Here is a 25,807-nt window from a genome sequence, read left to right as displayed (position 1 = left end):
GTCACGGACGTGCGGTGAACCGCCCGTCTCCCCGCTTGTGCAGCCAGCCGCGATCGGCGAGCTTGGTCATCTTCGCCCGCAGCGGCTCCAGCTTGCCGCGCACCGAGGCGTCCAGGCCCAGCCGCTCGCCGACCGCCCTGACCTGCACCGGGCCGTCGGCCTCCCGCACGATCGCCAGGATCTTGCGGTAGTCGCCGGGCAGTGCGCCCTCATCGGCCGCGTCGCTGCGGTGCGGGACGAGCAGCACTGCCCGCCCGGCCACCTTCGCCGATACCGGAGCGCCAGCCTCTGCGTCGGCCTGAACCTGCTCGGCCAGGCGGTTCAACACCCGCTCCGCGATCGCCAGTTCGTCCCGCTCGACCTGGACCCTCCTGAAGCTGCTTGGTCAACTCCTCGGCGAAAGCATCCAGTTCGCTCCGGCGAGCGGTGATCCACTGCCGCTCCTGCATCCCGGGCCCTCCCGCGATCTCCTGGCGTGCCGACCTGCCGACGGATCGTATGCGGGAGCAGGCCGCGGGCGCAGCCGAACCCGGCATCCTGCCGGAACCGGACCCGCCCGGACGGAGTTGTCCAGTCAGGGAGCAGCGCCGTAGGCGCTTGGCTCTGTCCTTCCCGGCGTCCCGGGCGGCCCGCCACTCGATGATGTGGGAGTGGTACAGCCGCTCACGGCGCAGGATCGCGCCTTTCTCCCCGGCCGGGGCGGCGTCGTACTCGGCGACCATGCGCAGCTTGTATTCCGGGGAGAAGCGGCGGCGGGTCGGTTCGGTGCCGGGTCCTCGGACTCGGCTGTGGACTCCCGTCTCGCCCAGGAAGGACAATCCGGCATACCGGGTGTCTCGCCACAGACTGACAGGGAGGGCCTTGCCTCCCGCGACGAAGTCCACCCTGTGACCGCCCCACCGGCTGGCTGAGCGCCCTGAACGAGGACGGCATCGGTGCCCGCCGCCCTGCGCGCAGTGCACGCGGACGTGGCCCACTCCTGGAGCCTCAAGGAGCTCCCCGACATCAGCCACATGTCGCGGCAGGTCGCGCGCGACATCCCGGCCGAGTGGTGTGCCCAGAGCCAGGTGCACATGCGCGACCGGCGGGCCGTCGCGGAGGGCGACCTGCCCGCCGACACCGACCCGGAACTGATCGCCCGCTACACCATGACGATCGCGAACGGCATGGCCGTGCAGGCGCTGGGTGGTGCGGCGGGCGAGGATCTCCAGCGAGCGGCCGACGCCGCTCTCCGGAACTGGCCGCCGTCCTGACAACTGCCGCGCTTGAAGCAGTCGACCAGTGAGGTTCGCCACCAGGATCCGTTTTCCTGGACCGGCCTGTCATCGGCGGATCCGTAAGGTCTGACGTTCTGTCCACAACACGCAGAGGATCACGCGGTGCCCGATCCTGTTCCAGCGGCCTCAACCGGCTGGATCACGAACTACGGCTGGAGTATTGACGACAGGCGGTACCCGACACGGATCGATGCCGGGACAGCGGTGATGTCATGCCTGGTTTTCGGTGGGCGTGGCCAGGAGCTGCATCTCCCAGGTGAAGGCCACACCGCTGGCACCGCCGTGCTGCGCCTGGACCTCGGCGGCACCCCGTACGGTCTTCTCGCGGGCCCAGTCGCGCTGCCACTCGCCCAGCACGGCCATCCAGGTGATCGGGGTCACGCCCGCCTGGATCATGCGCTGCACCGCCATGTCGTGGGCCTCCCTGGAGACACCGCCCGACGCATCGGTGACGACGTAGACCTCGAAGCCCTCGCCCGCCGCCTGTATCGCCGGCATGGCCACGCAGATCTCCGTCCAGAGGCCGGCGATGATCAGCTTCTTGCGTCCTGTCGCCTTGACGGCGTTCACGACACGCTCGTCCTGCCAGGTGTTGATGAAGGTCCTGTTGATCGGCTTCTGCTCCGGGAACACATCCTGCAGACCCTGGAGAAGAAGGCCGCCGCGCTCCTCCAGGACGGTGGTCAGAATGGTCGGAACGTCGTACACCTTGGCGGCCTTGGCGAGCCCGACGGCGTTGTTGATGACCATCGTCGGTTCGTGGCTGTGCAGGTTGGCGACCTGGAACGGCTGGTGGTCGATGAGCGCGAGCACGCTCTCCTCGGGCGTCAGCAGCGCGCTGAGTCCGGCTTTGTTCTCGGTACCCACGAGATTCCCCTTCTGGAACTTTGCGTCCGCGGGTCTCCGGCAGTGCACCGACACCTCGATACCCCGACGTGAGCCAGATACAGGTTGGCCGGGCCGGCGACCCCAAACCATTTGGTTGACGCGTCACCGACACTAGGTGTCGATCGGTGATGCGTCAACTAGCAACGGTCTTGGGCGTTCAGGCGAACTGGTCAGGTGTGGCCACCGGCGTCCGTGAAGCGCAACTCGGGGGATACTGCTACGCGTTGGTGCGTGATAGCGGATGAGGTGTCGGTGCTGGTGAACGGCATGATTCATTTGAGGCGTTCAAAGTCCGGCCGCAGGGCTGACGCCCGCCACCAGCTCGTCTTCGTCGACCGCTCCACGATCACGACGGTGGCGGACGTGTCCGCCCGCGCACCTGTGCCCAGGCCAAGAGAATCGAGCTCCGCCTCAACGTCACCGGGATCCAGGTCCGCCGGCCTCTCGTCGGCCGCGGGGACGGCGCGCGTCCGTCTCCGGCAAGAAGAGACACAAACCCATGAAGGCCCCCGTCATCGCCGACTTACCTGGCCGCAGGTTATGGGCCGATGCCCTGCGCCCCGGCCGCAGGCGTGACGCCACGGCCGCCCGCAGCGAAGGCATCACCGACTGCTTCCAGCACTTTCCCGCCGGTCAAGCCTCCGGGCGGTTTCCGCCGGGAGGCTTGACCGGCTGACGGAATTGTCGGCAGCCTGGTTGCAGGGCTCGCCGGATCGCATCGTTGCTACAGGATCGGTCCGTCGTAGTCCATCCAGAAGTCGATGGCGTCCGATCGCGGCCGGGGTGCCGGCGCGCTGCCTTCACCAAATTCCATGACCTGCTCGGGTGCTTGCTCCACCGTGGGCCAGCCCGGCAGGCCCGATGCGTTCGGGTCGCCCGTACGCACGAAATTGACTCAGTACGCGCTCATCTGGTCGCGCAACCTGTAGTCGACCTCTTCGTAGGCGGCGTCGTTGTCCTTCCCAAGGTTGTCATAGGCGTACATCACCTCCGCACCGTGATAGGCGCCGAACTTCTCGAGGCCTTTCCGGCGGGACGCGAGTGAAGTAGTAGAGGCACGCGTCTGACTCGCCCGTTTGAGTCTGCAGGCGCACCCAGCGTTGCATGGCGCGAGTCATGATCTTGTCGGTATCGGCCTGCAGTCGGGACTTCAGCACCTGTTCCTGGTCCTCACCGGGATACAGTCGCAAAAAGCGCTCGGCGTCCGCGCCGTACGTCTTGCGGACCGACTCCTGATACTTGTCCGCATCGGTGTCCGGTGGGCTGGCCAGAGCGAGCGAGGCCTCGTCCGCGTTACTGCCGAGAAGGATCGGCACGTCCAACTGTTCTCCGGATGCGTAGATCTCCGCCGGCGGCCGGTCCAGGAGGTGGCCGTCGATGGAGGGACGCCAGTGGGCGTCGAGTGACTTGGCGGCGTCGAGGATGCGCTTGACGGACATCTTGCGCATCTCCTCCACGGAGGCGTCCCCCAGGTTCTCGCTCAGACGTCTGCCGGCGTCCTCTGCCGCCGCCCTGGTATCGGCCTGATCGTCCTTCTCGGTGCTTCCGGCCGTGCCCATACAGGCCCCGCTCCCGGGCAATGATGCCGTCCACCAGCCCTTCAGCGAGTGGCGTCGCGCCCAGAATGCACAAGCTCGCGCCGCCGGCGGACTCTCCCCCGCGATCGTCACTTGGTCGGGTCTCCGCCGAACGCCGCGATGTTCTGTCGGATCCATTTCAGCGCGCAATCTGATCGAGGATTCGTCGTGAACCCCCCGCCCGGAACGTAGACGAGCACGGGAAGCTTCGCCGAGGCGGGCTTCGTGCTGTGCCAGATGTTGAGGGTGAGACTGTCCTAGCTGACCGGATACGGGTTGAGGAACGTGTCCTTGAACGGGAACGTCCGAGAACCTGTCGGCGGTGAACACCTCGGAGCGCGGCTCGGGAGGCTGAGGCGGACTCCGACGCAAATCTCCCACGGGGAGCCGGGCGTAGGCGATGTCCGCGAATATCTCGACCGTGCGCTCGTCGTTGAGGACGCCTCGCACGGGCCCCTCCCGCGTGGAGACGAGCGCGGAAGGCTGGGGATCGGTCCCGCCCGCGATGCGGTTCTGCGCGGGTGGGTAGGCGAGGACGGCAGTGGTACTCACGAGTGTTCCGGCAAGCAGCCAGGCCACTTGGAGCAGGGCGCGCCCTCGAAGCCACCAGGGTGCAGTCACACCGAGGGCCGCGAGCAGCGTGCCCAGGAGTGCCCAACTCCACCACGGGCTCCGGTTGCACCATGCAAGCATGGCCGCGATCGCGGTAAGAGGAAGGAGGGGTACCCAGTATCTGGGAGATCGAGTGAACCTTCGCCGCCGACCCGCCCCTACATTGGCGTTTGCTTGACCAACGCCTGGTGGGTGAGTCTTTTTCCGGTTCGCACTAAACCAATCTTCGGTTCCTGGACAGAGCACACCTGCGCGCCGGCAGTCAATCGGGCCGGTGACCCGCAATGCCTGGCCGTTCCCGGCCTCGCCGCTGCCCTCTGCTGCTACAAGCGACTCGTCCGCTTCACCACATACGACACGGTCTTATATCCAACCCCGCTCCCGTGCGAGACGCACCGCCGCGTGCCGGTTCTCCGCGCCGAGCTTGCTCGCGGCCGACGACAGGTAGCTCCGTACGATCCCCTCGGCGAGTGCGGCGCGCTCGGCGATCTCCGCGAGGGGCGCCCCGTCGGCGGCGTGCTCCAGCGCCCCGGCCTCCCGCGCGGTCAGCGGCGAGTCCCCGGTGGAGATCGCGTCGGCGGCCAACTCCGGGTCGACGTACCGGTTTCCGGGCGTGCAACGTGCGGATCAGCTCGGCGAGCCGCTGGGCGCTGACCGTCTTGGGGACGAACCCGCGCACACCCGCCGCGAGCGCCCGCTTCAGATGCCCGGCGCCCGTGACTGGTCACGATCAGTACCTGGCAGGCGGGCAGCTCGGCCCGCAGCGATGTGGCGACCTTCACACCGTCGGCGCCGGGCATCTGGAGATCCAGTACGGCGACGTCCGGAGCGTGCGCCCGTGCCATCGCCAGTGCTTCGGGGCCGGTGGCCGCCTCGGCGAACGACGACCAGGTCGTCCTCCAGGGACAGCAGGGCCGCCAGGGCCCCGCGGATGAGGTGCTCGTCGTCGGCGAGCAGGACGCGCACGGTCGGCGTCACGGGGCGACCTCCAGCGCACGAGCCCGCTGCGCAGGGCCGGCGTCGCCGATCCGGCGACGATCTCCACGTCCCGCAGCTCTCCGGTGCGCAGCCGCTTGAGGACGAGTTCCTCGCGCCGGACGACGAAGACGCCGACGAGGGCCGAGTAGACGGCGAACAGCAGTGAGAAGCCGACCGCGGCGGGCAGCATGAGCGTGCCGGTGGTCAGCCCGGCTCCCGCGAGATCCATCTCCTTGGCCGCCGACTTCACACTGAACGGCAGCACCAGCGGCACGAACAGGGTAGCGATCAGGGCCCCCTTGTTCCGTCCAAAGAGGGTCAGCTCGGCGCGGGCGAGGGCGACCATGCGCGACCTCGGCGTGCTGATCGCGCCACGCCGCACCGAGGCGCTCGGGGTGGCCGTGGTGGTGCTCATGCCACGTACACCTTCGCCGTCTCCGGTGCCGTTCTGTCGCTCGTCCGTGAGGAGACCTCTTTGGCGATGCTCAGGAAGGCTTCCTCCAGGGACGCCGAGCGCACGTCCAGGCGGCGCAGCTCGACTCCGGCCTGTCCGGCCCACACCAGCAGTCCGGTGGCCGCGCGCTGGAGTTCCCGGGTTTGCAGCTTGACCGTCCGGCCGTCGACCTCGTGGTCGCTCACGCCCAGTGAGGCGAGCGGTGGCAGGTCGCCCACGAAGTAGCCCGCGGGGAGTTCGAAGGAGATGTGGGACGGCTGAGCGGCGGTCACCTCGGCCCGGGCCCAGGTGGCGGCGATCCGTCCCTCGTGCATGATCGCGAGCCGGTCGGCGAGGTGCTCGGCCTCCTCCAGGCAGTGCGTGGTCAGCAGCACCGTCGTACCGGCGTCACGCAGTGCGCTCACCAACTCCCAGGTGTCCCTGCGGCCTTCGGCGTCCAGCCCGGCGCTGGGCTCGTCCAGGAAGAGCACCTCGGGGTCGCCGAGCAGCGCGAGCGCCAGGTCCAGGCGGCGCCGCTGGCCGCCGGAGAGCTGCTTCACGCGGGTGTCGGTCTCCGACTTCAGGCCGACCAGCTCCAGGACTTCGGCCGGCGGGCGGGCGCCGCTCACACACCCCGCCCACATGCGGGCGGTCTCCGCGACTGTCAGTTCGGAGGGGAAGCCGCCCTCCTGGAGCATGACCCCGGTGCGGGGGCGTACGGCGGCCCGCTCGGTGTACGGGTCGTGCCCGAGGACGCGCACTCGCCCGCCGGTCGGAGCCGCGAGGCCCTCCAATAGTTCGACCGTCGACGTCTTGCCGGCGCCGTTCGTGCCCAGCAGCGCGAAGACCTCGCCGCGGCGCACGGAGAAGTCGACACCGCGCACGGCCTCGAACCCGCCCCCATACACACGCCGCAGGTCCGTGACCTCAATCACAGATTCGTGTCCGTCTGTTCTCATGTTTCAACCCTCTCCGTGGAAGCGCGGGGCACCAGCGCGCCCTGTCACCAGCCGGCATGACAAACGTCATACGGCGGTTGTGTGAGAGGGAGGCACGCCTGTTCAGTACTCCGGCAGCGGTGCGGCCCTGAGCTAGTGATCGTCGTTGACCAGGCGTGAAGGGCGTGGCTGAGGTCGGCTGCTGGACTGGGGAGTTGGAGTCGGTGTTCGGGAGCGGGTGGGAGGCCGGTTCGGTCGGGCGGATCTGCGGTGGCGCATGCGGGACTACGTCCGCGGTCCGCTGGGTGCTCATAGCTCAGTTCGCCCGCGGGTGAACCGCGTTCAGAACTCCTGCCCGGCCGGGCGCACCAGGACCTCGTGCACCGCGAATCGCGGGTGCCTCGTCACGGCGAAGACAACGAGGCAGTTCCGTGGCGACGCCGCCTGGCTCGATCAATGTGACGCGGATCTTTGGTTTCAGCTCAAGGCGCAGCGACTCGCTCCATCCATTGACACCCCACTTCGTCGCAGCGTGCACGCCGCCGCCGGGTTCGGCGCGCCGGCCGGCCACGGAACTGATGTTGACGATGTCGGCGTGCGCGGCGGCTTTCAACTGATCGAGGAAGACCTCAGTGGCTGTGATCGTGCCGAGGAGACTCACTTCGATCATGCGCCGATAATCGTCACCCCGCCTCGCTGCCGAAGGGCCCGACGAGCGCCACACCTGCGTTGTTCACCAGCACGGTGGCTCTGCCGAGTTCGGTTCGTACGCGGTCGGCCGCGGCGACGAGAGACGCGCGATCGGTGACGTCCGCCTCGATGGCAATCGCGCCGTTGCCGACCTCCTCTGCGATGGCCGGGATGCGATCGAGCCGGCGAGCCAGAAGTGCCACGGCGAGTCCGGCCGCCGCGAGTTCTCGGGCGGTCGCGGCGCCGATCCCGGAGGATGCACCGGTGACGACGGCGACACCAGCCGAGGCGCGGGAATCGGTCATACGTCTGTCGAGCCTTGCGGTCTCGGAAGAGACCGACTGTTGCTCATGCGCCTTGCGTTCACGTCAGTTGACGACTCCGTGCTCCCACGCCCCCGCAGCGATCTCCACACGGTTACGGGCCCGCAGTTTGTCCTGGATCCGGCTCAAGTGGCTTTTCACTGTGCTCAGGGAGAGGGTCAGCTTCTCCGGAATCTCGTTGTTCGTGCGCCCTCGCGCCACGAAGCGGACGATCTTGTGCTCCTGCGGGCTCAGTCGCTGTGTGGCGGCCGAGTTCTCGGTGTGCCGCGGTGGGCTCAGGTGCTCCAGAAGCCACACCGCGACAGACGGGGAGATGAGAGAGTCCCCTCCGGCCGCGGCATGCACCGCCTCGATCAGCAGCCGGCGCGTGGAAAGCGGCATGGAAGCTGGGACGCTTCAGATGCCACCCACCGTGTGGTGCCTCAGGTCTGGTTCTCGCCACCGTCGACGTAGACGTTCGCGCCGACGACGTAGCTGCTCTGGTCCGAGGCCAGGAAGGCCACGACTGCGGCGGCCTCCTCGGGCCGGCCCATGCGGCCCTTGGGCACGGTCGCGGCGACCTGCTCCTTGATGGCCCGGGCGGTCTCCTCGTCGCCGAAGGCGGCGGTCCCCCCGGGAGTCTCGATCCATGCCGGCGAGACCACGTTGACCCGGATGCCACGGCCCTTGAGCTCGGTGGACCACGTCCGCGCGAAGGACCGGACGGCCGCCTTCGACGCCGCGTACGCGCCGAACGCCTCCATTCCACGGTCAGCGGCCGTCGAACCGACCAGGACGATCGAGGCTCCGTCGTTGAGCAGCGGCAACGCCTTCTGCACGGTGAACAGCGTGCCTCGGGTGTTGGCCGCGAAGGTCTGGTCGAAGTGCTCCTCGGTGGTCTGTTCCAGCGTCATGAACGAACCGATCGCCGCATTCGCCACGAGCACGTCCAAATTCTGGCCTCGCGCCCGGACCGCCTCGTAGAGCCGGTCCAGGTCCTCCGGCTTCGCGATGTCGCCGACGACCGCGGTGGCCCGGTCCGTTCCGATGGTCTTGACGGCGGCCTCCAGCTCGACCTCGCGTCGCCCGGTGACGAACACGTACGCACCCTCGTCCGCCAGCCGTACGGCGGTGGCCAGACCGATACCGGTGCTGCCCCCCGTGACCACCGCCGTCTTGCCTTCGAGCTGTCCCATGTGAGTGTCTCCATCACTTTCTCGTTGCCGATCCGTTCGACATCGATACTGCGGGAGATCACGGATACTATCCATGATGCAGAGTCCAGAGTTCTTTACGCATCGTCCAGGAGGTACCGTCGGTGCTCGGATACCGGGATCCAGTTGCTGACACCTCGCGAACGGCCGCCGCGCCGACGGCGAAGACCACTGAGACGTAGCCTTCGACACCGGCCGCACGCGGCGGGCTCTGCGTGGCTGAGCCCGACTGGGTCAGCCCACGAGCTGCTTCTTCAGGGCCTCGACGTCGTGGACGTTGGACATCTGCACGAACTTCCCGTCACGGATCCGGTACAAGGCGAACTCGTCGATCTCGATCGGAGCGCCAGTGGGGGCCACCCCGAGCCATTCCTTGGTGGGGGTGCCGTGGTTGACGGAGTGGCAGGCCAGGGTTTCACCGTGGATCGCCACTTCCTTGATCTCCCAGTACATGTCGGGGACCGCGTCCGTGATGCTCTTGAGCGCCGCGACTACGTCCGCGCGAGTGGCCGGCTCGCCGTGCGAGAGGATGGACTCGTTGACGAACTCGTCCATGCGGTCGAACTCATGCGCGTTGAGCGCCTCGCAGTAGCGGTCGTAGAACTCGCGAATGCTGAAGTCGGACATGACTGCCTTTCTCACCCGGCGTCCGGGCTGTACTTGTGTGCTCATGGTTGACCTGCGACATCGATAATGCGGGAGCAGTGGAGTACTATCCATGATGCAGAGTCCACAATTCTTTACGTATCGTCCAGGAGGTGCCGTCGGTGCTCGGATACCGGGATCCAGTGGCTGACGCGATCAGCCTGCTCCGGCCCCGCACGGTGATCGGGCCCAGTCTCCGGGCCGCGGGCGAGTGGGCGCTGCGCTTCGACACGTTCTTGCATGTGCGGATCGGTGGCCTCGTGCGCGGCACGTGCTGGTTGATCCTCGAAGGACACGAGCCGGTGCTCCTGCATGAGGGTGACACCTTCATGCTGGGCAACCCTCCGCCCTACGTGCTGGCCGGCACACTCGACGCGAGCCCGCGCCCTGCGGAGCAGGTGTGGGCGGCTGCCGAGGACGGGTTCGTGCGGATCGGCCCCGAGTCCGAGGAGGACCTCTACCTCTGCGTCGGGCACATCGCGTTCGACGACCAGAACGCGGCCCTCCTGACGGACCTTCTGCCGCCGCTGGTGATCGTCCGCGTGGGCGATCCTCATGGCGGGCGGCTCGCGCAGCTGATCGATCTCCTGGCCACCGAGGTCGGGGTCGCCGCCGCCGGCGGCCCGCTGGTGCAGAACCATCTCGCACAGATCCTGCTCGTGCACATGCTGCGTGCTCACGCCGGTCAGACAGACCGGCCCACCGGCTGGCTGAGCGCCCTGAACGAGGACGGGATCGGTGCCGCCCTGCGCGCCGTGCACGCGGACGTGGCCCACTCCTGGAGCCTCAAGGAGCTCGCCGAGATCAGCCACATGTCACGTTCCGCGTTCGCCCAGACCTTCAAGAGCCACGTCGGGGTCCCGCCCTTGGAGTACCTGATCCAATGGCGCATGAGCCTCGCGCGCGACGCCCTCGCCCGCGACACCCTGTCGATCTCCGAGCTCGCACGGGCCACGGGCTACCAGTCCGAGAGCGCGTTCAGCACCGCGTTCCGCCGCGTGGTCGGCTCATCGCCCGCACAGTTCCGGAACCAAGCACGACAGCCAGCGCACTCAACCGCGAACAGAAACTGAAGAAGGCGTCCTCAGCTCAGCTGCGCCGCTCACACCGGCGACGAAGACACCAGCACAGCGCCCGCCGGCACCACTACCAGCTACGCGGACACGCACCATGAACGCCACTGCAGTACCGGAAGTGCCGCGGTGGGGGTCGGCAGGGCGTAACCGACGGCCGTCCCCCTGCGGTGTTCAGCAGCACGCTCCACAGCGGAATCGTGGCGATGAACAGGGCCGTCGTGCCCGAGTCGACATACTCCTCGGCCAACGCCACGCCGCCCATGCCCACGGAGAAGAGCAGCACCCCGACGAGCGTGGCCCGCCGCCACCGAAGAGCCGTCAGCCGCGGCTCGTGGCGGCGTTCGGCCAAGCCCCACAGCAGCAGACCCGCCGTCAGAAACCGGACCGAGCTGCGTCGAGACGCGCTGCACCCGTCCCCTGCGCCACCGTCCTCACCATCCGCACCGCGGCTGCCTTCTGGCGCCTGTTCCTTCGCCATAACCCCATGCTCTTTTCCAAGGTCAGAAGCCTCCAACAAACTCAGCGTGCTTCAGAACTCAACCGTTCCGGGCCTTCGTCGTGCCGACCTGGCTAGGAGAGCGAGCCCAGCGGGTACCGCGCTCCGCCGACCCCCTCCCGGCAGCGGTCGGCGCTCAGCATCCCCGACTGGCCGGGCATGGCCCTCCAGGCGTCCTCCCACAGACGCTGCTGGTCGGCCTGCTGCCGGCGGACGTCGCGCAGCTCCTCCTGAAGCTGCCGGTGGTCCCGGTAGTGCTGGTCCCGAGCCGAAGTGGCCCGGATGACGGCGTCCTCGGCGTCACGCTCCCGGGTAGCGGCCTCCCGCATCTGATTGTCGGCGGCGGCGAGCCGGTCGCGCAGGTCTCCCACCCTCTCGGTGGCGCGATCCACCGCCCTCCGGGCCACGTCGGCCATGCCCTGCGCGCGGCCCAACGCGCCACGGGCGCTGTCGCGTTCGGCACGTGCTTCGGCCAGTGCGGCCCGGGGACCGGGACCCGCCTGCGGTGTCGGCTCATGCCCGTCGGCGGTGAGCAGCCGCAGCTGGGCGGCTTCCTGGTCGACCTCCCGCCGGGCGTCCAGTACGGCTTGCTCCGTCTGCGCGAGCCGCTGCTCCGCCGTCGTGACCGCCGCCGAGTGTGGCGCGGCCTCCTCCTCGGCGGCCGCGCGTGCCGCCTCGGCGTCGCGGAGACGATCGGCGAGGGAGCCGCGGGCGGACCTGGCGGTGGCGTGTGCCGCCGCGGCGGCGTCCCGCGCCTCGGTCGCGGTGGTCAACTCCCGCCGCGAGTCCGCCAGTCGCGACTCGGCCTCCGCCTCCCTCGGCACCAGCTCCGTCTCCCGGGCGACCTGGTCTGCCTCGGCGGCGGTGGCGTCGGTGGCCGTGACGATCGCGGCGCGCAGCCGGTTCCAGGTGTCCTGGGTGGCCGGAGTGAGGTCGACGAGCGAACCGTCGGCACCGAACGGCCAGAACCGCAGTCCTGTCGCTCCGCGCACCACCAGTTCCACCGGCCGGCCGGCCGCCACCGCGGTGCGCGACCCGACGTACAGAGCGCGGGCCAGCGCGGTGCCGTCCGGGTCGGCGCCCAGATGGAGCCAGAGCTGAGCGGCGTTCTCCCGCTCGTCCAGTCCCCGGGCGAGCACCGCGGGCAGCTCGGTGACCGGATGCGTCCGCCAGTTCCGCAGCGTGTCGTTCGGCTGCTCGGAGAGCATCGACGACAGGTCGTACACCTGGGAGGCGGTGCGCGGCGCGGTGACCCCGTAGCCGAGCAGGTCACGCTCGTAGACACGGGCGGTCGCGCTGCCGATGACGTAGCGGGTCTCCTCCCCCGTGACGGTGATCACCACGTCCACCATGGTCTCGTAGCTGCGTGTGGCGGGTTCTGTCCCGGAGGCGGCGGAGGAACCGGTCTTGACGCGATCCCAGCCGCCGGCGGAGCCCGAGACGCCACCCGCACGCGAGAGGGGCTGCCGGTTCAGGACGGGCAGGGTGAAACTGACCAGGTGCATGTTCTCGTCGTTGCCGCTCTGGGTCCACTGGTAGCCCAGACCGGCGGTCGATTCCGCCGACACGGAACTGCCGACCGAGTGCGATGTCACCCGCAATCGGTCGACCGCGATGTCGTCCGCCTCGGTAATCGGCCGCGGATTGTGCAGCGTCACCTGGAGGCGGGGGGTGACCGGTTCGCTCTCGACGGGCCAGGCACCGGGCATCGTGTCGGTCAGACCCGCCGCCGTGCGCGGCGCCTCGACGGGGATCTCCCCGGCCTGCACGAGTTCCCCCAGGCGGAACGCCGCCGCCTCCGGCGTCAGGTCGGCCGTCAGGCCCCACGAGCCGGAGAGCCGCGGCGCCACCGTGCGCAGCGCCTCGGCCAGCTCCTGGAAGGCGTTGAACCCGTACACCGGGGTGGCGCCGGTGGGGATCAGCCGGGACCCGGCCATGAAGGTTCGCCCGCCGAGCGGAAGTGGAGCCTGCGGCGCGGGCAGCCGTGGGTCGGTCTGAGTGATACGGGGCCGCACCGCCGGTTCGTGCCGGCGGGGTGCGACGGCCTCCGAGCCGGCGAACCGCAGTGACACCGCCACCGGGACCCGGACCTGGTGGGCGGGCCTTCCGCGCAGCAGTCTGCCAATTCGGGCGATCAGTGCGCCGCCGTCTTGATCGGACAGTGTCAGCAGGCCGGATTCCAGGGCTCCGCCGACCAGATCCGGCGGCCAGTCCTGAAGGAGTTCCGCGCGCACCGTCGCGGTGATGGTGTAGCCGATGTCGTCGAAGTCCGCGGCGTTCTCGGTCCTGGCCCAGTAGGTGTCCTGCGCTGCGCGGGCGGTACGCGAGCTCCGGCCGCGGGTCCCGGTGCCGGACAGCACGGGACCGGTCCGGTCGGTACGGCCGGACCGTGCCTGAGGACGCGGGTACCGGGAGATGGGGTTCGCCGACACCTGCAGGGAGCGGGTAACCGTCTCGGACTCGGAGCGGTTGCCCGGGGCATGGGAAGCGATCTGGTCTATGCCCACCCCGGCGCCGGCGGGCCGGCCGCGGACCTCCCGTCGAGCCGGAGGCTGGGCCACAGGCTCGGCGGAGAGAGCGACCTCCACGAGACGGCTGCCGTGCCGTCCGGCGTGGCGGAACCAGAGGCTCACCCTGCGTCGGCCCGGAAGCGCCCGCAGTCCGGCGGGCGAGGTCATGTCGGCGATACGGGCGGCCACTCCCATCCGATAGGCGAAATGCCCGGGTCGGGTCACGCCCGGTGCTTCCCTTTCCACCAGTGTGAGCAGTTCGCGCCGCAGCCGGTCGCGGCTCTCGTTGCGCCGTATCGGGTCGTCGAGCTGGGTGACGGACAGGACGCTGGCGAAACCGATGTCGCCGCTTACCACGTAGTGCTCCGGCAACGGCACCGTGTCCGGCTGCACAACCGGCCGGGGTAGCTCCACCACGCCGGTGAACCAGTGTTCGAAGCGGACCAGTTGGCTGTCGGAGAGCTGGAACCGGACGGCGCGCGGGAGGTCGATCGCGAGGGTGATGTCCTCGCGTCCGCCCCGGCCCGCGACGTTCATGGCGACGTTCCGGGTGCCCTGACGGAGGGTCACGAGCAGAGTGGCGTCGGCTCCGATGAGGTGGTGTTCCGCGGCCTGCGTCGGGGTCCGTACGACCGAGGAGCTGGCGGACCGCTCGCTCGTCCTGGCTGTGCGGTGGGTGTAGGCCCCCCGCACGCTGGGGTTGGCCAGCGAGGCCCTCTGCGGCGTGCCGTCGGAGGCCGGCGGGGGCGGCGACTGGAGCGCGCCGAGTCCGCCGCCGTACTGGTGGGAGGTGGTGACGGAACGCCCCTGCGCGGACGTGTCCTTGGCGGCCAGGTTGCTTTCCGTGTAGGTGTTGTACGAACCGTGGTACGTGGGATGGTGCAGATATCCTGCGATCTCCACGGACAGCTCCTGGTCGGCGAGCAACCCGGGCAGGGTCAGACCTTCCATGACGTAACCGCCGTTGAAGATCTGCCCGGCGCGGGCGAGCAGGCTGGCAACCCTCAGCTGCTGGAACAGGGCCTCCCCCGCGAACGCCTGCTGGTCCTCGACCGCCGTACCGGTCAAGTACTCCCAGAGCCGGTTGCCGGGGCCGGTCACCGCACCCGGCAACCGGCTCGCGGCTGCCTCGGCCCATTGCCCGAACGTGCCGACGGCCGGATGACCGGGATACGTGCCGGTGACAATCTGCCGGAACGCCTCCTGGAGGGCCGCGCTGCCGCGGAAGACGTCCACGTTCGCGTCGTCCGGCAGCCTCAGCAGCCCCTCCCGCGGACGCCCCGCCTCGTCCGTCAGGCCCAGCCGCACGTGGTCGTCGTCCTGCCCGCCCCCGGTGATGGGCGCGCGGACCCGGTGCGGCGCGGCCGACACCACGGGGCGCGAGTCCCACGGGAAGGTGCGGTGATGCGGCACCACGAGGCGGACGCGTCCGGTGGCGAACGGCGGAGCGGGTACGGCCGGCTGGATCGCCGCGGGGTCTGCCCCGAGCGCCGGTTCGGGCGTCGGTTCGGCGGCGAACCGGACCGTAGGCTCCTCGGCGGTGCCCTCGTAGAGATCCAGCGTGAACAGAGCCGGAATCTCGAAGAGTTCGGTGCCTGCGTCCAAGGTGATGTTGAACGGGTCGACGCCGGACGCGGATCCGGCACTCGTGGCGGTTTCGTGCCGCCTTCCCCAGGTGTAGTCCCCGGTCGCGTCCAGTGCCGCGGCGCCACCGTCGACCGGGAAGCGCGGACCGCCTCCGGCGCCGACGGTGCCGCCGAACTGGTTGCTGCGCTGCCGGCCGCCGCGCGCCTCAAGGGAAAGGAAGGTCACGGTATCCACGTCCGGCAACCGCCGGACGTGCGCGGCGGGCGGCAGCCCGGCCTCCGCCTGGGCCCCGGGCGGGGTGCGGTCGCGAGTGGCGGAGAACCGCAGCTGCACGCGGCGCGTGCCGCCGCTCACGTGGTCGGGGAGCTCGAACCACAAGGGCCTGCCCCCATCGACCGCGTCGGGCATCGCGGCGGCCTGCCCGAGCCGGGAACGCAGTTGCGCGAACCTGCGCAGATTCTCCAACTGCTGTTCGGCACGGGTCTCGTTGAAGACGGACTCGCGCTCGGCCGGCGGCAGGAAGCCCTCGCGCCGCAGCCATGTCTCCGCCCGGTCGAACATCGGCCCGGTGCCCTCGGGGGCGACGGGCACGGCGGAGTATCCGATGCTCTCCAGGTTCTCCAGGTGCTCGGGGAGCCGTCGCCGCTCCTCCGGCGTGGGAACGTGACCGGTCGTGGTGCTCCGCTGCGGCAACCGCAGGGACACACCGTCCGGCCAGGGGCCGAAGGAGCCGGTGATCTCGCCGCCGCCCGAGCGGATGAGCGTGACGCGGTAGGTGATGTCCGCCGGTGTGACCAGATGGCTGCTGGTCGTGTAGAGGGCGTGCATCAGCGCCACGGAGCTGCTGGTGTTCAGCGCGTCACCGGACTGCCAGGACACGCCGGCCTTGGCCATGATGCTTCCGCCCATGAGCCTGGCCGCGTCCGGATGGCCGACCTCGTGGTCGGGGGTGAACATGGGCCCGCCGCTGCCGTCGAGCGCGACACCACTGGTGAGCCGTGACGACTGCTCCACACCGGAGCTCTGGGTGAGCCAGGACTCCAGGGAGAACTTTCCGTCCGGTGTCCCGGCGGCGGGCCTCTGGGGTAGCACGGTGGCTTCGAGCCGGAGCACGCCCAGCGAGTCGCCGTGCCGGTCGAACAGCACCGGCGAGTGGACGCCGCCGTCACGCATCATCGGCAGGCCGCCCCTGAGGGTCCGTTCGGAGAGGAACTCCTCCAGTTCCTCGTGGGAGTCCGCGCCCAGGTTGTTCAGCACGGTGAAACCTTCGTCCGCGCGCAGTTCGTCCAGCAGCCTGCCCGGATCGAGGACCTCGTCGACGCCCCACAGCGGCAGGTCGCCGAGACCGGCCGGCTCGGGCAGCGGCCCGGCGCCGCCGTCGCCGAAGACCCGGTGCTCGGGGAACCAGACGGTCAGCGGTCCCCCCACCCGCTCCGGGCTCCAGGCGTCCACCGGAGCGTTGCGGTCCGTGTCGATCCGTATCTGCCAGCGGCTGGTGTACTGCACGGCGTGTGCCGGATCGTTGGCGCGCTGCATGCTCCTGGCCGTCAGGCCGTCGCTGACCGTGGACGACTCGGAGGACTGGTTGTGCGTCAGGCTGAGCACCAGGGCGCCGTCGAACCAGCGCAGCGGCCCGGCCGGACCGTCGTAGATCCCGATCCACGGGATCGGCACGGTCCGCATGGTGCCGGAGCCCGAGCTCCTGGAGGAGGACTGTCCCCCCTCGCCTTGCCGCTCCAGGGTCGTCCGGCGCGGAACCTCGCCGGAAGTGCCCGCGCGGGAGGAAAGCTCGGGGTCGGTCAGCCGCAGCCGGACATCGATCGTGCGTTCCTGGCCGTCCACGGTGACGGTGACGCGGTGTCCGCGGGCGCTGCGCACCTGCGGCAGTTCCCGGGCGATCTCCGACTGGCTGAGTACGGCGGCGAGTTCCTCGCGCACCGGACCATCGGCCGCGCTGCCGGGCTCCACTCCCAGGCCGTCGAGGACCTGCTGGTGGAGCGCGCCGAGCACGTCCTCGGACAGCGGCTCGTACAGGGCGAGCCCCACGGAGCCGTCGAACCTCGCGCCGTAGGTCAGCGCGTACGGGGACAGGGTGCGCGGCGGCTCCTCCTCCGCGGGAACGGCGGGGACCACGTCCATCCCGTCGTCGGCGGGCACGTCGAGGATCGTCACCGCGTCCGTGTCCTGCCCGTCCCTCGTGTCCCGGGCCGTTCGCGGGTGTGTGGCGGTCTCCTCCGCGAGTGGGGGCGTCAGGGCGCTCTCCGCGACCGGGGCGGAGACCTCGCTGGTCTCCGCGACCTGGGCCGGAGGTGTCCGGGTGACCGGGGCACCGGAGGAGGTACCGGCCCGCTTGGAATCCGGCGTGCTCGGCCGCGGTTCGGAGCCGAAGAACACCGCCGGGCGCGCCGAGTCGCCGGAAGCGGCGGCAGTCGGCCTCGCCGGACTCCCTCCGGTGCGTGCGCCGGGGTCTGCCGGCGCCGTCGAGGACGGCGCCGTCGCAGCGGCACGCGTGGGGGTGCCAGGAGACGTACTGCTGTCGGCGGACGTGGTGCCCCAGCTGTAACCCGAGGTACCCGCGAGCTGCGACACGTCGGGCCGTCGAGCCTGCCGGGCCTGGGCGGTGGGTTCGGTGGCCGCCCATCGCGCGGTGTAGGGGGCGGGGTCCTCCTGCTGGAGAAGGGCGACCGGCCGGCCGGTCTCCGGGCCGGTCGTCCAGAGGGAGCCGTCCGGCGTCAGCACGGTCAGACGCAGCCCCAGGACGGGCGCGGCCACGGCCAGAGTGAGCCAGTCCGTGGCCTCAGGGCCTGATCCGGTCCGCAGAGCACGGACGGCCTCGTCCGCGGAACCGCCGAAAGCGGTCACGAGCGGAGCTCCCGACGGCCCTGTCTGACCTGCCACCGCAGACCACAGCCGTTGTTCGTCCGGCGGCAGTCCCAGATCGGCGGCGAGCGCGTCGGCGAGCGCGGCCCGCAGCTCCTCCGGACCGGCGGGCCAGCTGTGCCCCGCCAGTCGGCCACTCTCGGCCGGCGCGACGGCGGTCAGCGCGTGCGCCAGCACGTCCCCACCCGGCAGGACATACACCGGCGTCAGCCCCCGCTCGGCCAGCTGCTCCTCCTGAGAAAGGGGCCGCTGCCCGGTGTTGGGAGCCTGCGCCTCGACGGCTGCGGGGCGCGTCGTCTCCTCGGTCTGCCCCGCCCGCAGAGGCGCCGGTGCCAGAAGAACGTCCGCCGACTCCCAGGACTCGCCCGGCCCGGTGGAAGGACCGGCCGACGCCTCACTGCCTCGGGTAACGGTCACCTGGGCGAAGGGGGACTGATGACGCAGCCGCATCGGCACACCCCACACCGTGGTCACCCACCGGCGGTTGTCCTCCTCGTACCAGGTGTCCAGCGCGGACACCTCCACGACAAGCGGCACATATCCGCGCCTGCCCGCGTTCCGCGCATTGATCGCATCGATATTGCGCCGCAGCTCTCCCGACTGGCTGTTGCCCCTCATCTCGTTGTCCGTGATGACCGTCGCCGTGCTGTGCGCACCCAGCACATGCTCAAGCGCGGCCGCCAGACCCTCAGCCGTGGAATCCATCGCCCACGGACCAGGATGCGGAACGATCACATCCGTGTATGCCACATGCCGGCCGAAGCCGGTGACCGAGCCTCGCACCAACGACAACTCGCGCGACCCCGTCCGCCTCCGCACGCTCTGCTGCAACGGGGCTTGCATCACCGGATCGAAAGCACTGAGGTTTCCCCGCCTTTCATACAGATCAGCAAGAAGACTGACGTCTTCCCGGCCCGCCCCGCCGTCCACGGCAGCCACGACCGTGTTACGCATCCTGTCCAGCGCTTCATCGAGCGGCGTGTAGTCCTCCGTCGCACGCAACCGCCGACGCTGAACCGACGGCAGCCGCCGGTACCACGACGCCCCCTCGACCTGGGACCAGGCCACCTCATCGGCCTCACCCTCATCGTCGAACGTGATCAGCGTAGGCCCCGGCGATCGCCGCGCGGACCGCGACCCGGAACCACTCGACGGAGGAGCAAACAGAATCGGCTCACCAGACGAGGACTCACCACGCCCACGGGCGTCGCTGCGGCGCTCGTAGGCAGCTTGAGCGGCTGCCCGCAACCGCACGTAGAAGGGATTGTTCTGACTGGTCTGCCACATGTGCAAATAGATCAGCATCTGGTTGAGCACGGTGTCGTACTCGACCAAGGTGCCGGATGCGTCTCCGGCCGCCTTCCCCCAGCCGACCAGGCGTTCCTTCTGTGCGGTGGTGATCTTCCCCGACCGCTCGAAGTTGTACGCGTACCGCTCCAGCGTGCGCGGTTGCGCGCCGTAGACCAACTTCTCCTGCAGCATTGTCTGCTGAAATTCGCTGAACTCCCGGTCCCCGGCCAAGGCCGTCTTGAGATCGTTGAGAGTCCGCCTGCGTTCCGCCGCCAGCGCACCGACCTCCGCGTCGGTCGCCCCAGATCGCACCAGCTCCATCACCGGGCTGCTGCCGAACGCCTGATGGGCCACGACATGAGTGAATTCGTGGGCGATGTGACCCAGCAGGAAGGAGGTACCGCCTCTGACCTGAGGGTCGACGTTGAAGGTGTACTCCGCGCCGTCTCCCGTGCTGTTGAGCTTGATGCCCGGCATGCCGCCCCGGGGGTACTGCATCACGGTCACCAGTGGTTCTACGGCCATCAGTTCCTCAATGACGGCGCGAGTCTCCGCGGGCAGCGTGCGGTCGTCGCGGAGCCTGCCCAGCTTGTGGACATAGTCGCTCATCATCGCGTGGAATCGGTCCGAAGGAACGGCCTGGGCTGCCTTCTGAGCCTCACCCGCCGGACTCCGAACGTCGAGGTCGGGGTTCTTCCCTGCCCTCAGGGCCCCGTCGATCTCGGTCAGCAGGTCCCGGAAGACGTTCTCGGGGTTGAGCTGCCGCATCGCCGCCTCGGCCTGCTGGGCGAGCCGCTGTGTGCCCTCGACGCGGGACCCTTCACCCTGCTTGTGGGCCACGTAGGCGCGGGAGCTCTCGGCGATGGCTTTGAGGGCGAGCAGACGGGCGCCCTGTCTGCTGCCGGGCAGGGCATGGAAGGCCCTGAGTTCCTCGTCGATGTCAGCGATCCTGGAGCTGCTGCGCAGCCCGGGTGCCGCCGTACTCTGCTTGAACTCCCTTTCCGTCATCATCGCGGACACCGGCAGCGGCCGGGGTCGGGGTGCTGTGGTGGGGGGAGCCAGCAGGGCCCCCACGTCCACAGGCAGTGGGCGGGTGATCGCGTCGGCCGGCTCGGGCGCCTCCGGCGCCTCCGACTGGCGGGCCGGTGGCGTAGGCAGCTCCGCTTCAGGCTCTTCCAGGGCGCGTCCCGTCAGCTCGCCCTCGGCTCGGTCCCACAGTTGGCGGAAGCCCGTGAGGATGTAGGGGTTGTCCCTGCTGCCGAGGTTCGAGGGCCGGCCAGGGCCGTAGAGCCTGCGCAGCAGCGGCAGCAGCGCCGGGTCGTGCTGCTCCACCCAGTCCGACCCGTTGTTGCGCGGGCGGCGCCGCGAGTTGGAGTCCTTGCCGGTGTTCGCACCGAGATAGGCATTGCTGAGTTGCGCGAAATACTCGTGTGCGTTGCTGGACGAGTGGTTGGGGACAGGCCCGTCCGGCCACTGAGCGGCCGGGACCGCGGCAACCTTCGCCTCGAACACGTCGCGGATCAACTGCCGGTCCTCGGCGCTCAGCACCGACTCGATCGCGTGCGCCCACTCATGACGGGCAACGGAGTACCCATCGTCGTAGAAGTCGTCGCCGAGCACGTCGGTGCTCTCACCCAGCAGGTTCTCCTCACCGACGCCGACCAGACCACGGCGGCGGTCGAAGAGTCCCCGTGCGACGTCGAACGACCGGTCTCCTCCGGGATGGTGGCGGCCCTTGAGCCCGGCGAACTCCTCAAGCGACGTCATCGGCCGGTTCCGGGGCACCACGACGAGGCGACGGCCCCCGGTCAGCAACGCCACCGCGATCTGCGGATCGGCGAGCATGTCCGCGACCAGGGCCTCCGCCTCCTCCCGGGCGGCCTCGGGCTGTTCCACACCGTCAGGAACGACGACCAGCAACCGCGTCGCCACCGCCGTAAAGTCCTCCACGGACAAGCCGGCACGCAACTGCTCCACGAACGCCCGGTTAGCAGCCAGGAGCTCCCGGTCCCGCCACGGCAGCGACGCCAGCTCCCGTGCCCGCGCGTCCGCGTCCATCGCGACGAGCCCGGCCACCGTCTCCACGAGAGCCGGCGGGAGAGGAGTGGGTGACGGGGCAGGGGCAGGGGCGGGTCCCGCCGGCACCGTGCTGCCGGCCGGTCGTACTGACGGCGCAGTCGTGGCGGGCGGCGCGAACAGGAAGTCGGGCTGGGCGGGGGCGAGGGGCCGGCCGACCGGCGGCAGTCCGTGATCCAGCCTCGCCTCGTTGTAGAGGTTGAGGGAGAGGACCGCCAGGGTGTCGCTGTCGCGCTCGATGGTCTGCGGAGTCTGCTCCATCGACGCGTAGCTCCGGGCCTCGAGCCTCACGACGGCAGGAACAATAAGCGCCCGACCTCGGCGGTCGGGATTGGCATCCAGTGTGCGGAAGTCGGTACGGATCCCCAGTGCCTCGTACTGGCTCACGAACCGTTCCGGCCTGTGCAGGAGCAGGTTGTCGAGGTACTGGCCGACCGTCGCGCGCAACAGGCCGCGTGACATGGTCAGCGGCAGGTCGAGGACGCTCCCGCCCCTGACGACGGTCTCGGCGAAGCGGGCGGCGATGCTCCGCGCCCGATGCTCAAGATACGCGCGGAGCCCCTCACCAAGGCTGCTCCGCAGGGCCGCGAGAGAATCGCGGGAGGCCACCGCAGTGAGGTCCTTCGGCCGCTGTGTCCTGTCGAGCGTTGCTCCTCGCACAGTGGCGGCGACCTGGGTGTATCCGAGCGCGATCACACCTTCCAGTTCGTCGCCGTCCCACGGGTTCGCGGCATCGGCCCAGCGCGGGTATTGGCTGAGCCAGCGTGCGAAGTCCTGACGGGCCCAGGCACCGAATGCAAGGCCGGCGCCCGCATCCGCATGAGCGATCTGCACGGGTGGGGACTCACGCCGCATACGGCCCCTGACGTGTTCGATGAACGCCACGAGTCGTGAGGTCGGAGCGGTCGCCGTGTGATGCACCAGCGTCGCGTATCCGGCCTCGTTGATCCTTACCGGCAGATCCTCCGCGAGGGGATCCACTACATATCCTGCCGATTCGGGGAAGATCTGCCCGATTCTCGCTCCCGGCCTCGCGTGCCGGAGCCGGGACATCACGTCGTTGACGGCCGCGTGCACCTCGGACCGTTCGGCCCGGCCGTCCGCCGGCCCTCGCGCCAGACCACGAGCCGGCTTCGTGACGATCTCAGGGACCGGCACTCCCCCAGCCTTGTCCAACGTGATCGTCAGAAGCCCGGGCAGCTCCACGATGTCGCCGAACTCCTCGACCTCCGCGCCACGGGGCAGCTCCACCCGGTACCGGTGCAGCTCGGCCTCCAACCCACTGGCCGGACCGAACCCCTCCACCGCTCCCGGAGCGGCAGAAACCAGCGGCGCCACAACAGGCGGCTCGCCTCGCCGCGAAGAAGGCCCAGGCTGGGCGGAATAGCCCCCACGCACAGGCGTACGCCCGGAAGCACGCTGCTCCACCCTGTCGCGGACGGAAACACGCGCAGGAGGAGCAAGCTGATCCATCCTGTCGCGGACCGCCGCCTCCAGACGCGAAACAGCATCCCACCGCCTGCTCTCCGGCCCCTTGTCACTCTTCCATTCCGTCACGCTGACCAGCACACGCCGCAAATCCTCAGTCCCCGCATCGCGCGGCAACCGCGACACCGCCCGATCAATGGCACGCAGCGCGGAAGAACGGCGCGACCCCCCACTCTCCGAGATCCGCGGCCAGTCACGAATCGGATCCAGCCCCGCCCCACGAGCCGGCGGCGCGAAGAGGACGTCCGGCCCTTCAGACTCCGACCCCAGCCGGTCTTCCCCTTCCCCAGCAGAGCCCGGCACCGCGGACGAGGAGGATTCCGGAGACTCGTCCGAGGACCCGGGCAGGACGGTCTCCGCACTGGACGCGGCCACCAGAGGCGAGTCGGAACCAACTGCGGTCGGCTCCGTCACAGACGTGGAGACCTGGTCAGCCCGCGAAGCAGGTACCTCCACGTCAGGCGCTGGCAGGGTCGGTGGCTGCTCGGAGTCCGGCTGCGGCCGCGCGATGGCCTCCGGCTCCGGCTCCGACTGCGGCGCGGGCCGTGACCGCGGCTGCGGTGCGGGCTGCGCGGTGGGCGCGGGGCCCTGAATGAGGGAGCCCAGCAGGGCGGTCGCGGGCAGGTGACCGGCGCGCAGGTGTTCGGAGGCGACGAGTTCCACGACCTCCTCGGGCCGTGCCACGACGCCCATGGGGTTCTCGTCCGGTGCGACGTGCTGTATGCGGTCCAGCACGGCGCGTTCGGCCCACAGGACAGACTCCTCCCGTCGTTCCGGCGCCACGGCGGGATCGTCGAGCCGCGCCCGGGCGGCGTCGATGTCGAAACGCGCCGCGCCCGGGTGACGCTGGCTGGGAGCAGGAACGGCCGGTGCGGGAACGATGCCCGTGGTGGGCGCCGTGTACGTGCCCGGACGCGTGACCGGGACCTCACCGCTCTCCTGCTGTCCGCTCGTACGGCCGCCTTCCTCCGTGTCCGTGCCGGGGTGCGTCGCGTGCGGCGGCGTGCGGGCCGGGTCGGACGAGGTGGAGTCCTCCGCCGGCGCGGTGGCCGGGCCGGTCGTGCTCGTGCCCGGTGTCGTGACGGGCACGGCAGAGACCGCGGGGCGCTCGCCCGGGGCGCTCTCACCGACCTGCTCCCGTTCGGCGGCGGGCGCTTTGGTGGAGGACGTCAACGTGCTGTCGCCCTTGCCGCCACCGGTCGCCGCAGGCGCCGTGTTACCCCTGGCCCCCGGCCGGTTGTTGAGCCGCCGTTCCAGGTCGGCCTCGCGCTGTATTTGATCAAGACGGTCGTGGAACTCGCGGTCGAGCTGCTCCGTCCTGCCACTGCCCGAGCCGCGTGCGTCGGCATACCGCTCGCCCCACACCCGCGCTTCCCGCAAGGGCATGCCCTGCGATTGCGCAAACCGGGTCACGATCTGGTCCGTCTGCTCCAGGGCGGATACGGAGGTCTCCTCCCCTGTCTCCCTGACCGTGCCGCTGCCCTCCCTGGTGGCATCGATCTGGCGGAGGCGATCGTGGACGCCTTCCTGTACGCGTGCCTGGGCTGCGCTGTCGCCGGCCCGGTGAGCGTCGGAGAACTGCTCCCCCCAGGCGCGCGCTTCGTCGGCGGGCATGCCGCGGTCACGGGCGTAACGGCTGAGGCCTTGTCCCGCTTCCTCGGAGCTCAACATCCCGCGTGAGCCGGGGTTTGCTGTGCCCGTGTTGTCCCGGTGGCGATGGCTGTCCGGCGTACGGGCCGAGTGGATGCCGCTGTCGCCTGCCGATGGCGGCTGCGGACCGGCCTTCGGGCCAACGGTTTCCCCGGAAGGCCGCGACGTGCCGGACGAGGACTCCCGGACCTCGTCCCCGGCCTTCGAGCCGGAGCCGCGGTGCCCCGATGCGGCGGGGGGCTCGGTGACGGGCCTGTCCCTGGATGGTGACGGCGCATCGGCGCTTCTTCCGCTGCCGCTGCCGATCCGACCGCCGCCGTCCGGCTGCGAGGTGGTGGGAGGCCGGCCGAACCGGGCCTCGTTATGGATGTCCACCCACATGTCGCGCTGCCGCCGCTGCTCCGGACTCAGGACGCCGTCGCCGCCGCGCCCCTCCTGGTCCTCGCGGGTCGCCACTGCCACATCCGTGGACGAACCACGCCCCGACCCCCTGCCCTGCTGCGGGTCGGAGGGCGAACTGCCGTCCCCCGAGCGCGATCCGGAAGGACCACGTCGGGACGGCGAAGCGGGAGATTCGGCCGACGGCGGCTTCGTCGATGAGTCACCGCTCTTTCCCCCTCCCGGCTTTCCCCCTCCCGGCTTCTCCTCTCCGGGGCGTGCCCTACCGCCGCTCTCCTCGCCACCGCTGCGGCCCCCGCCCCCGGAGTCCTCGAACTGCGTGGACCGGCCGTTCTGGCCACCGGTCCGCGGCCGGTTGTCGAGCATCTCCCTGATCGCGGCCCTCTGCGCCCTCTCAGCAGCGAGGTCCATGTCCCGGTAGCGCTGGACGACACCTTCCTGAACCCTTTGTTCAGCGGCCGAGTCACCACTGCGGCGTGCCTCCGCGAGCCGGTCACCCCATACCTTGGCCTCATCCGCAGACATACCACGACTCTCGGCATGCCGGGCCAGACCCTGCCCCGCCTCCTCAGGAGTGGCACTCCTCACCCCCGGAAGCGGCGAGGGACGACTGGACTTGGGACCAAAGTCCGAAGACTCCTTCACCACCTGCTCCCGCGCCCTGTCAGCAGGCGGGACGAGTTCACGCAGACGGCTGAAGACACCCTCCTGAACCCTTTGTTCAGCGGCCGAGTCACCACTGCGGCGTGCCTCCGCGAGCCGGTCACCCCATACCTTGGCCTCATCCGCAGACATACCACG

The 25,807-nt window shown here is 69.9% G+C and carries 13 protein-coding genes and 4 pseudogenes; 3 read left to right on the top strand and 14 right to left on the bottom strand.

All coding sequences use genetic code 11. The features are described from left to right. Position 1: 1 nt before the first annotated feature. The gene (locus tag ACFV2X_RS40135) at positions 2-325 is read right to left on the bottom strand and encodes a hypothetical protein (RefSeq protein ID WP_385626241.1); all 324 of its coding nucleotides are present in this window, start codon (positions 323-325) and stop codon (positions 2-4) included. Between the two features lie 610 nt (positions 326-935). Between ACFV2X_RS40135 and ACFV2X_RS40130 the strand changes: the two genes are divergently transcribed. Continuing rightward, a complete protein-coding gene (locus ACFV2X_RS40130) occupies positions 936-1,253 on the top strand; it encodes a hypothetical protein (RefSeq protein WP_385626240.1) in 318 nt (105 codons plus the stop codon). Positions 1,254-1,487: 234 nt separating this feature from the next. Here the strand turns inward: ACFV2X_RS40130 and ACFV2X_RS40125 are convergent, their stop codons facing one another. Beyond that, a complete protein-coding gene (locus ACFV2X_RS40125; protein ID WP_385626239.1) occupies positions 1,488-2,144 on the bottom strand; it encodes a hydrolase in 657 nt (218 codons plus the stop codon). A gap of 404 nt (positions 2,145-2,548) precedes the next feature. Between ACFV2X_RS40125 and ACFV2X_RS40120 the strand changes: the two are divergent. Beyond that, positions 2,549-2,793: pseudogene (locus tag ACFV2X_RS40120) on the top strand (IS5/IS1182 family transposase); the annotation flags it as partial. A 96-nt stretch (positions 2,794-2,889) separates the two neighbouring features. On the opposite strand, the gene ACFV2X_RS40115 reads toward ACFV2X_RS40120, so the two are convergent. From ACFV2X_RS40115 to ACFV2X_RS40070, 10 genes and pseudogenes are all read right to left on the bottom strand, one after another. Beyond that, a complete protein-coding gene (locus tag ACFV2X_RS40115; protein ID WP_385626238.1) occupies positions 2,890-3,051 on the bottom strand; it encodes a hypothetical protein in 162 nt (53 codons plus the stop codon). 85 nt (positions 3,052-3,136) lie between these two features. Beyond that, positions 3,137-4,435 carry a carboxylesterase family protein gene (locus ACFV2X_RS40110; protein ID WP_385626237.1) on the bottom strand — a complete coding sequence of 433 codons (1,299 nt, stop codon included), beginning with the start codon at positions 4,433-4,435 and terminating at the stop codon, positions 3,137-3,139. A gap of 282 nt (positions 4,436-4,717) precedes the next feature. After that, positions 4,718-5,332 (bottom strand): annotated as a pseudogene (locus ACFV2X_RS40105) (response regulator). A gap of 13 nt (positions 5,333-5,345) precedes the next feature. Next, positions 5,346-5,747, bottom strand: a pseudogene (locus ACFV2X_RS40100) (ABC transporter permease); the annotation flags it as partial. Beyond that, positions 5,744-6,724, bottom strand: coding sequence for an ABC transporter ATP-binding protein (locus ACFV2X_RS40095; protein WP_385626236.1), 981 nt, complete (start codon positions 6,722-6,724; stop codon positions 5,744-5,746). The pseudogene ACFV2X_RS40100 and the gene ACFV2X_RS40095, both read right to left, overlap by 4 nt. Before the next feature lie 295 nt (positions 6,725-7,019). Further along, positions 7,020-7,373 carry an SDR family oxidoreductase gene (locus tag ACFV2X_RS40090; protein WP_385626235.1) on the bottom strand — a complete coding sequence of 118 codons (354 nt, stop codon included), beginning with the start codon at positions 7,371-7,373 and terminating at the stop codon, positions 7,020-7,022. A 13-nt stretch (positions 7,374-7,386) separates the two neighbouring features. After that, positions 7,387-7,698 carry an SDR family NAD(P)-dependent oxidoreductase gene (locus tag ACFV2X_RS40085; protein WP_385626234.1) on the bottom strand — a complete coding sequence of 104 codons (312 nt, stop codon included), beginning with the start codon at positions 7,696-7,698 and terminating at the stop codon, positions 7,387-7,389. A 63-nt stretch (positions 7,699-7,761) separates the two neighbouring features. Continuing rightward, a pseudogene (locus ACFV2X_RS40080) lies at positions 7,762-8,076 on the bottom strand (response regulator transcription factor); the annotation flags it as partial. 62 nt (positions 8,077-8,138) lie between these two features. Beyond that, a complete protein-coding gene (locus ACFV2X_RS40075; protein ID WP_385626233.1) occupies positions 8,139-8,891 on the bottom strand; it encodes an SDR family NAD(P)-dependent oxidoreductase in 753 nt (250 codons plus the stop codon). A 252-nt stretch (positions 8,892-9,143) separates the two neighbouring features. Continuing rightward, a complete protein-coding gene (locus ACFV2X_RS40070; protein ID WP_385626232.1) occupies positions 9,144-9,536 on the bottom strand; it encodes an ester cyclase in 393 nt (130 codons plus the stop codon). Positions 9,537-9,697: 161 nt separating this feature from the next. Between ACFV2X_RS40070 and ACFV2X_RS40065 the strand changes: the two genes are divergently transcribed. Further along, a complete protein-coding gene (locus ACFV2X_RS40065) occupies positions 9,698-10,627 on the top strand; it encodes an AraC family transcriptional regulator (RefSeq protein WP_385626231.1) in 930 nt (309 codons plus the stop codon). A gap of 73 nt (positions 10,628-10,700) precedes the next feature. Here ACFV2X_RS40065 and ACFV2X_RS40060 read toward each other — a convergent pair whose 3' ends face one another. Then, complete coding sequence (locus ACFV2X_RS40060) at positions 10,701-11,108, bottom strand: hypothetical protein (RefSeq protein ID WP_385626230.1); 408 nt, start codon at positions 11,106-11,108, stop codon at positions 10,701-10,703. Between the two features lie 92 nt (positions 11,109-11,200). Next, positions 11,201-25,063 carry a hypothetical protein gene (locus ACFV2X_RS40055; RefSeq protein ID WP_385626229.1) on the bottom strand — a complete coding sequence of 4,621 codons (13,863 nt, stop codon included), beginning with the start codon at positions 25,061-25,063 and terminating at the stop codon, positions 11,201-11,203. Positions 25,064-25,807 lie beyond the last annotated feature (744 nt).

This window comes from Streptomyces sp. NPDC059679 (genome assembly GCF_042734105.1).
Classification (GTDB): Bacteria; Actinomycetota; Actinomycetes; order Streptomycetales; family Streptomycetaceae; genus Streptomyces.
This window is presented reverse-complemented; position numbering and strand designations above follow the sequence as displayed.